This is a genomic window from Dyella amyloliquefaciens (assembly GCF_004296575.1).
GTDB lineage: Bacteria > Pseudomonadota > Gammaproteobacteria > Xanthomonadales > Rhodanobacteraceae > Dyella > Dyella amyloliquefaciens.
In genome coordinates this window covers 1107616-1119972 of sequence record NZ_SAYT01000001.1, presented here as the reverse complement: position 1 = coordinate 1119972, position 12357 = coordinate 1107616, and the positions used below count along the sequence as shown (strand labels likewise).

At 64.8% G+C, this 12357-nt stretch carries 8 protein-coding genes; 2 read left to right on the top strand and 6 right to left on the bottom strand.

What is annotated here, in order from left to right:
• Positions 1-1480: 1480 nt before the first annotated feature.
• The 6 genes from queA to EPB08_RS04600 all read right to left on the bottom strand — a co-directional run bounded on the left by queA (position 1481) and on the right by EPB08_RS04600 (position 7361).
• The gene (gene queA / locus EPB08_RS04625; protein ID WP_130617840.1) at positions 1481-2509 is read right to left on the bottom strand and encodes a tRNA preQ1(34) S-adenosylmethionine ribosyltransferase-isomerase QueA; all 1029 of its coding nucleotides are present in this window, start codon (positions 2507-2509) and stop codon (positions 1481-1483) included.
• Positions 2510-2645: 136 nt separating this feature from the next.
• The gene (locus EPB08_RS04620; RefSeq protein WP_130617839.1) at positions 2646-3248 is read right to left on the bottom strand and encodes a response regulator transcription factor; all 603 of its coding nucleotides are present in this window, start codon (positions 3246-3248) and stop codon (positions 2646-2648) included.
• Positions 3245-4378 carry a sensor histidine kinase gene (locus tag EPB08_RS04615; RefSeq protein ID WP_229238211.1) on the bottom strand — a complete coding sequence of 378 codons (1134 nt, stop codon included), beginning with the start codon at positions 4376-4378 and terminating at the stop codon, positions 3245-3247. The genes EPB08_RS04620 and EPB08_RS04615 overlap by 4 nt, the downstream gene beginning before the upstream one ends.
• Positions 4379-4410: 32 nt before the next feature.
• On the bottom strand, positions 4411-5649 hold the full coding sequence (locus EPB08_RS04610) for a sensor histidine kinase (RefSeq protein ID WP_130617837.1): 1239 nt from the start codon (positions 5647-5649) through the stop codon (positions 4411-4413).
• 6 nt (positions 5650-5655) lie between these two features.
• Entirely contained in the window at positions 5656-6447 is a 792-nt protein-coding gene (locus EPB08_RS04605) for an ABC transporter permease (protein ID WP_229238210.1), read from the bottom strand.
• Positions 6447-7361 (bottom strand): ABC transporter ATP-binding protein, encoded by a 915-nt coding sequence (locus EPB08_RS04600; protein WP_130617836.1) that lies wholly within the window; start codon positions 7359-7361, stop codon positions 6447-6449. Before EPB08_RS04600 ends, EPB08_RS04605 begins: the two co-directional genes overlap by 1 nt.
• Before the next feature lie 283 nt (positions 7362-7644).
• On the opposite strand from EPB08_RS04600, the gene EPB08_RS04595 reads away from it, so the two are divergent.
• On the top strand, positions 7645-9141 hold the full coding sequence (locus EPB08_RS04595) for an aminotransferase class III-fold pyridoxal phosphate-dependent enzyme (RefSeq protein WP_130617835.1): 1497 nt from the start codon (positions 7645-7647) through the stop codon (positions 9139-9141).
• A 246-nt stretch (positions 9142-9387) separates the two neighbouring features.
• Positions 9388-12219, top strand: a complete 2832-nt coding sequence (locus EPB08_RS04590) for a lamin tail domain-containing protein (RefSeq protein ID WP_130617834.1) — start codon at positions 9388-9390, stop codon at positions 12217-12219.
• The last annotated feature ends 138 nt before the right edge of the window (positions 12220-12357 follow it).

Sequence of the window (12357 nt, the reverse complement as noted above, 5' to 3'; positions counted from 1 at the left end):
TGCGCGGCACATCGTGATGGGCAAAGAAGTAGCAGTGCGTGACGGCCTTCTTTGGCATCAAGCGTTTAGGGCACCTATCCACAGGCTTCGCCCATAGGCTTCCACACGGGCTGTGGAAAACATTGGTGTGCGTGGCCGATGTTTGCTGCGAGTCGCGCATTCACACTGCCCTCGGCTCAGCCTCAGCTTTGGTTTTGGCGTTTGCTTTTGGCTTTTGACCTCCGAGACCGGGGCGCAAGGCGGTCGCGCACCGGGTGCGCTCCTACAGGGAGAGGAGTCGGCTCTTCGTTTTGGCTTTTGATCTCCCCTCCCCTATGACGTGGCGGGCGGGTGGAGGAAAGCCCGAAGGGTGGCCGGCAGGACGCCGGCCAGTTTGTCGTCAGGGCAGGAAGCCCTGTCGACAAACCCCGTAACCCGCCCGCGGACCTTCCGGGCATTAGCCCGGAAGGCGTGGCATCGGGGTGGCCTTTCTCTTGGTTACTTCTCTTTGGCCATGCAAAGAGAAGTGACCCGCTGCCCGGCAGGGCAGCGGAAGCCCGCGGCAGGCGAGCAAGCTGGCGGAAACAACTCACCCAGAAGCCAGGAGCCAGGAGCCAAGTCACGGGATTCCAGCTTTCGCAGGAATGACGAACTTTGGAGACAGCGGCGAAAGGCGGTCGCGCACAGGGTGCGCTCCTACAGGGAGAGGAGTCGGCTCTTCGTTTTGGCTTTTGATCCCCCCTCCCCTATGACGCGGCGGGCGGGTGGAGGAAAGCCCGAAGGGTGGCCGGCAGGACGCCGGCCAGTTTGTCGTCAGGGCAGGAAGCCCTGTCGACAAACCCCGTAACCCGCCCGCGGACCTTCCGGACATTAGCCCGGAAGGCGTGGCATCGGGGTGGCCTTTCTCTTGGTTACTTCTCTTTGGCCATGCAAAGAGAAGTGACCCGGCGGCCGGCAGGCCGTCGGAAGCCCGCGGCAGGCGAGCAAGCTGGCGGAAACAACTCACCCAAAAGCCAGGAACCAAGTCACTGGATTCCAGCTTTCGCGGGAATGACGAACTATGGAGACAGCGGCGAAAGGCGGTCGCGCACAGGGTGCGCTCCTACAGGGAGAGGAGTCGGCTCTTCGCTCTGGCTTTTGACCTCCCCTCCCCTATGACGCGGCGGGCGGGTGGAGGAAAGCCCGAAGGGTGGCCGGTAGGACGCCCTGTCGACAAACCCCGGAGCCCGCCCGCGAACCTTCCGGGCGATAGCCCGGAAGGCGTGGCATCGGGGTGGCCTTTCTCTTGGTTACTTCTCTTTGGCCATGCAAAGAGAAGTGACCCGCTGCCCGGCAGGGCAGCGGAAGCCCGCGGCAGGCGAGCAAGCTGGCGAAAACAACTCACCCAGAAGCCAGGAGCCAAGTCACTGGATTCCAGCTTTCGCTGGAATGACGAACTATGGAGACAGAGGCGAAAGGCGATCGCGCACAGGGTGCGCTCCTACAGAAGCAAAGACGTGCCTCAGCCCTTCGGCAAAATCAACATCGCATCGCCATAAGAGAAGAACCGGTACTTCTGCTCGACGGCATGCCGATACGAAGCCAGCATGAAATCCTTGCCCGCCAACGCCGACACCAGCATCAACAACGTCGATTGCGGCAAATGGAAGTTGGTCAGCAAGCCATCGATGCTGCTGAACTTGTAACCCGGGAAAATGAAAATCTGCGTCTCACCTGCAAACGGCTGCAGCTCGCCATCGCGCACAGCGCTTTCCAGTGCACGCACCACCGTCGTGCCCACGGCAATCACGCGACCGCCAGCCGCTCGCGTGCGACGGACCTGCTCCACCAGGCTCGCGCCGACATTGAGCCACTCGCGATGCATCTGGTGGTCCTTGATGTCATCGGCACGCATGGGCTGGAACGTCCCGGCGCCCACGTGCAGGGTCACGTAGCCAAACTGGATGCCGCGTTCGCGCAGCGTGGCCAACGTCGCCTCATCAAAATGCAAGCCGGCGGTCGGCGCCGCCACCGCACCGGGCTCGCGTGCGAACACCGTCTGGTAGCGCTCCATGTCGCTCTCGTCGGCATGGCGCGTGATGTAGGGAGGCAATGGCATCTCGCCCAGGCGCAGCAGCAAGCGCTCCAGCGGATCGGGCGATTCGAAGCGCAGGCGGAAAAACTGCCCGTCGCGCCCGAGCACAACGGCGTGGCTGCCATCGGCCAACTCGATCCGCCCGCCTTCCTTCGGCTTCTTGCTCACACCCAGCTGCACCGTGGCTTCGTGTGCGCCGGTCACGCGCTCGATCAGGATTTCCACCTGCCCGCCCGTGTCCTTGCGACCATACAGGCGCGCCGGCAACACGCGCGTGTCATTGAAGACCAGCAGATCGCCTTCGCACAGGAACTCCGGCAACTCGCGGAACATGCGGTCCTGACGCGCTTGCGCCTCAATGTCGAGCACCAGCAGGCGGCTGGCCGAGCGCTCGGCCAGCGGAGCCTGGGCGATCAGCTCGGGCGGGAGTTCAAAGTCGAAATCGGTCTTCTTCACGGCTGAGATACTGGCGTCGAATGGGCCATTATCGCGCAAAGCACCCGACAGGGCCGGAACAGCAAAAACCGCCCCGGAGGGCGGCTTTCACTGGGTCCAGGCTCAACCGTTCATGGATCGCAGGGTGTGTAGCCGATCAGAGCCAGCCCTTCTGCCTCGCCAGACGGTAAGCCTCGATGCGGTTGGCGGCACCCAGCTTGCCAATCGCTTCGGACAGGTAGTTGCGCACCGTCCCATGCGAGAGGTTGAGCTGGCTGGCGATATCGCTGGCTGACTGCCCCTCACCGGCAAGGCGCAGCACCTGGCGCTCGCGATCATTGAGCGGATCGGCTTCGGACCACGCTTCAAGCGCCAGCTGAGGATCGATAGCACGGCCGCCGCGATGAACCAGCCGCAAGGCTTCGGCGAGGTTCTCTGCCGGCGCGTCCTTCAACAGGTAACCGGAAACACCCGCATCGAGCGCGCGACGCAGAAAGCCCGGGCGCGCGAACGTCGTGACGATGATGACCTTCATCGGCAACTCGTGCCGCTGGATGCGCTGCGCGAGTTCCAGCCCGGTCAACCCTGGCATTTCGATGTCGGTGACGAGCACGTCGGGTTTGAGCCTCTGCAGTTCGCGCCACGCCGCTTCGCCATCGGCAGCGGAACCGAGCACTTCGATATCCGATTCGAGATTGAGCAGCGCGGACAATGCACCGCGCACCATGGCCTGGTCTTCGGCGAGCAACACCCGGATCATGCGGCGCTCCTTGACGCAGCGACCGGTTGCACGGCATCGACGATACCGTTCGCGGGCAGCGGTATCCGCACCGTCAGCGTCGTACCCTTGCGTGCCGGGGAATCGATCTGCAGGCTGCCTCCCAGCGCATTCACGCGCTCGCGCATGCCGCTCACGCCGTTGCCGTGCGCGGCCAGTCCGCCGCAGCCGTTGTCACTGATGCACATCTGGAATAACTCCGTTCCAGGTTGAAACCGCACGCTGGCCCTCGTGGCTCGCGCATGCCGGTGGATGTTGGTGATTGCTTCGCGTAGCACGAGCGCAAGCGGTGCCTCGATGGCGGGTGGCAGTGTTGCGCCTGCGGGCAATTCGCCATCGAACATCAGGCCCGACGCTTCCAGCATCAGCCGCGCCGACACCATCTCCGCGGCCAAATCACTGCATCGCATGCCGGTCACCGCGGCGCGCACTTCGGCCAGCGCGTGACGCGCCACGCGCTCCACTTCGTCCATCTCGCGCTGCGCACGCGGTGGATCGATCAAGGCCAGCTTGCGTGCGAGTTCCGACTTCAGCGTCACCAGCGACAGCGTGTGACCGAGCAGGTCGTGCAAATCGCGGCCGATGCGCTCGCGCTCAGCCAGGATGGCCAGTCGACGCACTTCGTCCTGCGACAGGCGCAGCTGCGAGTCCTTGCGGAGATTGCTCATGCGCAGGAAATGACCCGCACCGGAAAGCACCGAGGCAAACAGCACCAACGCCATGATCCATGGCGACACCTGCATCCATACCGACACCAGGCCCACAGGCAACGACAGCAGCGCCACCGCAAGTAGCCACTGGCGAACCGTCGGCAGATAAGCCAGGCACATGCTGGCGGATACCACGTAGCCAAGCGCGACACCGTTGTAAGGCCACACCGCAAGACCCAGCGCTGCCATGCCCAACGCGTACCACAGCAGGTGGCGATAAGGCCCGTGGTAGACCCGCGAATGCAGGTAAAGATAGACAGGCATCGACAGCACGGTGACCGGTAGCCAGTGCGCCCACACGGCGTGCGCATCCGCCAGTGGTCCCAGCAGCAGTGCCACCATCCATAGTTTGCCTGCCGCGGCTTCCCAGCTCAGGAAGCCGGGTGAGCGCAGCTGGGCCATCAGAGAATCCGGGCTTGTGGCCGACATGAGCTTCATGTGGCGTGGCGTTCCTTTTCCACCCACGGCGCGGCGGCGCTGTTCGACTCGCCGGGCAGGTCGAACATGCGGCCTCGCGGCCGCAGCGGCACGCTGATGCACAGTCGCGTACCCTGCCCCAGCGGTGAATCCACCTGAAGCTGGCCGCCGAGCGCGCGCACGCGTTCGTGCATGCCGCAAAGCCCGTTGCCGTGAACGCCAATGCCACCACGGCCGTTGTCGTCCACGCGCAACTGCAACGTCTCGCCGATGACCTCGATCGCCACCGACGCACGGCTGGCCCGCGCATGCCGCGCGATATTGGTCACGGCTTCGCGCAACACCAGCGCCAGGCTGCGCTCGAGGTCTGCGGGCAGCGAGGGCGGCAGATTGCCGTAGTCGAGCGCCACGTCCGAGGACTCCAGCAGCAGCCTGGCGGAAGCCAGCTCCGCGGCGAGATCGGTGGCACGGATGCCGGTGACGGCAGCGCGCACTTCAGCGAGTGCATGGCGAGCGACCCGCTCCGCCTCTTCCATCTCACGCCGTGCCGCCTCGCTGTCGCGATCAAACAGCTTGCGGGAAAGTTCGAGCTTGAGCGTGATCAGCGAGAGCGTGTGACCCAAAAGGTCGTGCAGGTCGCGCCCGATGCGCTCGCGTTCGGCGGTGGCCGCCAGGCGGCGCACCTCTTCATGCGAGAGGCGAAGCTCGACCTCCTTTTCTTCGCTCATGCGCTCGGCGTTCACGGCCAGGCCGACGATGAAGCTGCATAGCGGCATCCAGACGATGGCCTGCCACGGGTAATGCAGCAGATACGCTTCAACCAGGATCACTACATTGAGGCCGGCGATGATGGCCATGTAGGCGCGCAGGCTCATGCGGCGGCTGCACAGCATCACGCAGCCGTACATGAAATAGGTCAGGCCGCTCGGATACCAGGGCATGAGCAGGTAGGACATGCCCACCAGCGCGAGGCTGTAGAGATACACCGTCCGGCGCGGCGCGAAGCAGCAGCGGGAATACAGCAGCAGAAAGATCGGGTAGCTGATGAGGGTAAGTACTACCCAGCGCAGCGAGAACCGGTCGAACACCGGCGTGAGGAACACCCAGACCGACCACAACAGGTGCACCGCATCGACCCAGGGCGATTTTCCCTTGCGAATGCTGTGGGCCACCATCGAGTCCGGCGCAGGGGTGAACCAGGCTCTCAGATAGTTGCGCACCGCGTTCGCCTCCCCAGGCCCATGATCGTCACGCATCCTACTTCAACCCACGCGACGCAGGCGTCGAGCCGCCAGCACGCCGAACAGCACGGTGAAGCCCGCCAGCACCAGCAGATGCATGCCCACCGGATCCTGGCTCAGTCCCACCGCCCGCAGGGCCACCGCGTGCAGGTGGCTGCTCGGCCAGATGGGCGCCAGTTTCTGCAGCGCGCCCGGCAGCATCGACAGCGGTACCCACAGGCCGGACAGGAAGGACATCGGCAGGTAGATCATGTTGAGTACGCCCGGCGCGCCCTGCCCCTTGACCAGCGTGCCGATGAACATGCCCAGCGCGCAGAACGGCAACACGCCCACCATGCCGGTCACCAGCAACTGGAACGCCTGGGCCGCTGTGACGGGCACATGGCCCAGGCCGACCGCCATGACCAGCAGCAACACGATGACCACGCCCGCAGCCAGCATCGCCATCAGCATCTTGCCCAGCAGGTAGGCGCCCGGCGGCATGGGCAGTGCCCGCTTCAGCGTCAGCAAGCCGTTATCACGCTCGGTCGCCAGCGATACGCCGAAACCGAACAGGCCCGGACTCATCACGCCGAACACGCCATAGCTGGCCAGCAGGAAGCGCAGCGCATCCGGCCCATTGACGCGGTTCATCACGATGCCGAACAGCAGATAGAACATGGTGGGCAACAGCAGCACCGGCAGCATGAAGCCCGGCGCACGCAGGTAGCGCACGCACTCGGTGCGCATCTCGGTCAGATAGGCGCCGATCACGCGGCTCATCGGCATGCGCCGGGAGCGTTCCGGCAAGACGATCTGTTCGACGGCGTCCATCACGCAGCCTCCTGTTCGTTCGACTCTTCGCGGGTGATTTCGGTGAATGCCTCGGCGAGGCCTGCGCGCAGTACTTCCAGTTCGCTCAACGCCGGATCGGCATCGAGCAGTCGGCGCACCACGGCCTCGGCGGCCTCCGTGCATACTTCCAGGCGCCCGTCCTCACGAACTGCCGATGTCACCTTGGGCCACATCGCAACCGCTGCTGCGTCGAGATCGGTGACGCAGCGGATGCGCGAATGCGCCACGCGTGAGCGCAAGGCATGCACGCTGCCGTCGCTCAACACGCGCCCCTTGGCGAGTACCACCACGCGTTGCGCCAGCGCCTCGGCTTCTTCCAGGTAATGCGTGGTGAGTACGACGGCGCAGCCTTCGGCGACGAGCTGGCGAATGGCGGCCCACAGCTTGCGGCGCGCATCGATGTCCATACCCACGGTGGGTTCATCGAGGAACAGCAGTTCCGGGCGTCCGCACAGCGCCATCGCAAATTGCACGCGGCGTTGCTGGCCGCCGGACAAGCCGGCGTAACGTCGCGCGAGCAAGTCGCTGACGCCTGCCATCTCCGCGGTTTCCGCCAGCGTGCGCGGCGCGGGGTAATAGCTCATCGTCAGGCGGAGCAGTTCGCTCACACTGAGCGTGCCCGGCAACACCGCCGATTGCAGCATCACGCCAATGCGCCGCCGCGCGTCGATGTCCTGCGGATCCTTGCCGAACAGGCTCACGCGTCCGGCGTCCGCGCGCACCAATCCCAGCAGCAGGTTGATCGCCGTGCTCTTGCCCGCACCGTTGGGGCCGAGCAAGGCGAGCAATTCGCCGCGGTGCAACATGAGATCCAGGCCGTCCAGCGCCGTTAAAGCACCGTAACGTTTGACTGCGCCAGCCAGGCTGGCGACCGTTGCGACAGGTTGTTCCATGGGTCCTCCTCCTTGGCCGCCATGCTAGGCGCGGCAAGGGTTTGCCGGGAGTCGCCAGCGTCAGCCGGCGCAGGTGACAAGCGTCACCCGGGGTACCGGCGGCGAAATCGCCGCGCTATGCTCGGATAGTCGTTGCACCGCACATCCGTGGAGGATCGCAGTGCGACATGGCCCCCACAGGCCGGGAAACGCGGACCAACCGCACGTTTCCACCCTGCATTCGTTGAAACGTCGGTGCGCCCGCCACTGGGAGGCAGGCAAGTCGACCTTGAAGGAGGAACCCATGGGCGTGATTGATCAGCTGCGCGAATTGCGCGAATTCGGCGGCGCACCGCTGACCACCGGACTTGAAGACGCCGTCATCGAGCGTTTTGCTGCCAGCCATCCTGAGCTGGCGCAGGCGATCAGTGAAGCCGTCGCGCGTCATCGTGAGCTGCGCAGCGAGTTGGGTGACTTCCTCAGGCTCGACGAAAGCGAACAGCTGGCGAAGGCGCAGTCGGAATTCGTCAATTTCTATCCCGACGATGCGATCAACCCGTACCTGCCTGCTGCAGCGCGCGGTCCGTGGGTGGTCAGCTTCAAGGGCGCGGTGATCCACGACAACGGTGGTTACGGCATGCTCGGCCTGGGCCACAACCATGCGGCCATCGACGCGGCGCTGGCGCGCCCGCAGGTGATGGCGAACGTGATGACGCCGAGCATTTCGCAGATGCGTTTCACGCAGGCGATGGATCGCGAACTGGGCTGCCACCGCGGTGGCAATCCGTATACGCGTTACCTGTGCCTCAACTCCGGTTCCGAAGCCGTCGGCCTCGCCTGCCGCATCGCCGACGTCAACGCCAAATTGATGACCGATGCCGGTGCGCGCCACGCCGGCCGCGCCATCAAGCGTGTGGCGGTGAAGGGCGCCTTCCACGGCCGTACCGATCGCCCGGCGCTGTATTCCGATTCCACGCGCAAGACCTATCTGCAGCATCTCGCCAGCTATCGCCACGAGGACACGCTGCTCACGGTGCAGCCGTACGACGTCGCGCAGCTCGAAGCGGTGTTCGCCGATGCCGAGAAGCACGGCTGGTTCATCGAGGCGATGTTCCTCGAGCCGGTGATGGGCGAAGGCGATCCGGGCCGTGCGGTAACGCCGGAGTTCTACCAGAAGGCACGCGCGCTCACCGAAGCGCACGGCACCCTGCTGTTGGTTGACTCGATCCAGGCCGGCCTGCGTGCGCATGGCGTGCTGTCGGTCACCGACTACCCCGGCTTCGAGAAGCTGGCGCCGCCGGACATGGAGACCTTCTCCAAGGCGCTCAACGCGGGACAGTATCCGATGTCGGTGCTCGCCGTGAGCGAGCGCACGGCAGAGCTCTACCGCAAGGGCATCTACGGCAACACCATGACTGCCAACCCGCGTGCGTTGGACGTGGCCCTGGCCACGCTCAACGTGCTCACCGACGAAGTGCGCAACAACATCCGTGAGCGCGGCAAGGAATTCGTCGACAAGCTCAATACGCTGAAGAACGAGCTGGGTGGACTGATCACCAAGGTGCAGGGCACCGGCCTGCTGTTCTCGTGCGAGCTCGCACCGGAGTTCAAGTGCTACGGCGCCAACTCCATCGAGGAGTACATGCGTGAGCGCGGCGTCGGCGTGATCCACGGCGGCACCAATTCGCTGCGCTTCACACCGCACTTCCTGGTGAGCAGCGACGAAGTGGATCTGGTGGTGTCGCATGTGCGCCAGGCGCTGCTCAACGGTCCGCGCAAGCTCAAGGCCGAGGCGGCGTGATTCACCGGCGTCGTTCTCGCTGAACGACAACGACGCCGGCCTGTTTGCGATCTGAAGGGGCGCATGACCTGCGCCCCTTTTTCGTGCCCGCGGGGTGGCAAAGCACTGGCCCCGACACGGCGACAGCAAAACGTAAGCTGCTTCGCAATTTTGAACGGCAGCGTAAATTCCTTCGCAAAACTGTCGCAATGACTGCCTAGCCTCCTCCCGATGGGGTCCGCCTCGGACCCAGGAAGGGAGTGGTCCATGAAGCCTAGTCACATCCGGCGCGCGCCCTGGGCCGCGCTGCTGGTCATCTTGTCGGTAAGCGCAGCGCAGGCAGCCGACCTCAGCGTCAGCCAGTTTCGCGTCCGTGGCCCGGCCGGCGGCAACGACGAGTTCGTCGAGCTGTTCAACGGTGGCAGCAAGGTGCTGGACCTGTCCGGCTACAAGCTCAATGCCTCCAATGCGACAGGCGCCACCGGCACGCGCCTGACCCTGCCGGCCGGCACCTCGATCCCTGCCGGCTGCTACCTGCTGCTGACCAACAGCGCCAGCGGCGGCTACTCCGGCAGCGTCACCGGCGACCTCAAGTACAGCACCGGCGTCACTGACGATGGCGGCCTGGCCCTGCTCGACGGCTCCGGCCAACCGGTGGACCAGATCGGCCTGTCCGCCGGCTCCGCTTACAAGGCGGGCACCCCGTTGGCTTCGCTGGGCAGCACCAACGCCGACAAGGGTTACCAGCGCAAGACGGATACCGCCGGACTGCCGATCAACACCGGCGACAACCAGGCCGACTTCGACGTCGTCGCGCCCACCGCCCCGCACAACAGCGCCAGCACCTGCGTGGTGCTGGGTCAGGCGCTGTCCATCGCAGACGCCAGCGCCAAGGTGCGCAGCGCCGCCAACGTCAACATGACGTTCTCGGTGGCCCTCAACCAGCCCGCACCTGCGGGCGGCGTGACGGTCCATGCCACCACGCAGGACGGCACCGCGACTGTCGCCAATGGCGACTACGAGGCGCTGGACACGACGCTGGCCATCGCCGAGGGCCAGACCCAGACCAGCTTCAACGTGGTCGTGCATGGCCGCACCACGCCGAGCGAAGACAAGGCGTTCGAGGTCAACCTGAGCCAGCCCAGCGGCAAGATTCCGCTTGCGCGCGACACCGCCATGGGCGCGATCCTGTACGACATCCCGATCGCTGCCGAGATCTGGCAGATCCAGGGCCGCGACCAGGTATCGCCGCTGGTCGGCAAGTCGGTGATGACCACGGGCAACATCGTCACCGCGGTGGGCCCGAGTGGCTTCACCATGCAGACGCCGGATGCCCGTGCCGATGCCGATCCGCTGACCTCCAACGGTATCTACGTATTCACCTCAACCACCCCGGCCGTGGCGGTGGGTGACGTGGTGAACGTGGACGCCACCGTCGACAACTACTACCAGCTCACCGAGCTGAAGAACGCCACCGTTGCGGTGACCTCGCACCGCGCGCGCCTGCCGGCGCCGGTGAAGTTCGGCGAGAACCTTCCCTCTTCCGATCCGGACAAGTTGTCCTGCGGCGCCACCAACTTCCAGTGCTTCGTCGGCATGCGCGTGGTGATCGAAAACGGCATGATCAATACGGGCAACAAGCGCTTCAGCACCGAACCCTATGCCGAGGTGAGCATCACGGCGAACGGCAAGCGCTCGCTGCGCCAACCGGGTGTGCGCTTCGGCGTGACCGTGCCCGATGGCGTGCAGCTGCCTAACTGGAGCGGCAATCCGGAAGTGTTCAAGATGAACACCGCTGACTTTGGCGCGGTGCCGCTCAATACCCCGTATGTGGCGGGTACCACGTTCCGAGCCGAGGGCGTCATCTCCTACGACTTCGGCGCCTATACGTTCATTCCCACCTCGATCACGCTCAAGCACGCCGCGGAAATGCCGCGCTCCGTGTCGCCCACGGCGCCCTATGCGTTGCGCATCGGCGCGTTCAACACCGAGCGCTTCTGCGACAGCAACTTCAACACCACCTTCACCTGCAGCGGCAACACCAAGGAGCCGACGCCGGACGAGGTAACAGTGAAGACGCAGCGCCTGTCGGCCTACATCGGCAACGTGCTGCAATTGCCGGATGTGCTGTCGGTCGAGGAAGTGAAGAGCCTGGCCGTGCTGCAGGGACTGGCGACGCAGCTGCAGGACGACTATCGCGCGAACTACCAGGCCTATCTGTTGCCGGGTCACGATCCGAGCGGCATCAACGTGGGCTTCCTGGTGCGCACCGATCGCGTCCGCGTGGTCTCCGTGCAGCAGCTCGCCGCGGACGAGACCTGGAACGACAACGGCCAGACCGCGTTCGTGCACGACCATCCGCCGCTGCTGCTCACGGCCGAGTCGCGTGGTGTCCGCTTCCAGGTGATCTCGGTCCACCCGAAGGCGCGCACCAACGTCGACAAGGATGACAGCAGCGCCACGCGCGACCGCCAGAAGCGCTTCCTGCAATCCACCTCGCTCGCGCGCCAGGTGCAGAACCTGCAGATCGCAGCGCCGTGGCAGCCGCTGATGGTGGTGGGTGACTTCAATGCCTATCAGTTCAGCGATGGCTGGGTCGATGTGGTCGGCCTGATCTCGGGCAAGTACAAGGACAGCGAGAACCTGCTGAAGCTGGGCAAGAACATCGTGTATCCGGCACTGTGGAACGCGGTGGAATCGGTACCGCAGAACGATCGCTACTCGTTCCTGTTCACCGAGAAGTTCGGCCAGATACAGGGTTACACCCAGGCGGGCTCGGGCAACTCGGGTCGCGAAGTGCCGACCGTGCAGGTGCTCGACCACGCACTGCTCAATCAAGTGGCGCGCCTGCGCTTCCTGAAGATGCAGTACGGTCGTGCCGACATCGATGCGCCGGTGCAGACCGAGACCGATGCAGCGACCGCCACCGACTATCGCAAGGCGATCGGCGCATCCGATCACGATGGCTTCGTGGTCGACCTGTTCGTACCGTCGCGCCCAGGCGACATGAGCCACGCGCCGCATGGCTTCGACGATCCTCAGCAAGGTCACCAGGGCAATGACAACGACCAGGGCGAAGGACACGGCCGAGGTCACTGAGCTTTCGCGTCACGTTTGAAAGCAGGGCCACGTCCGGCAACGGGCGTGGCCTCTTCATGTGGACTCTCGTCACCTTGAAAGTGAGCCTGCGCCGGCACGCACAACCAAAGCACGGCGCCGCATTCACAACGCAGCCCG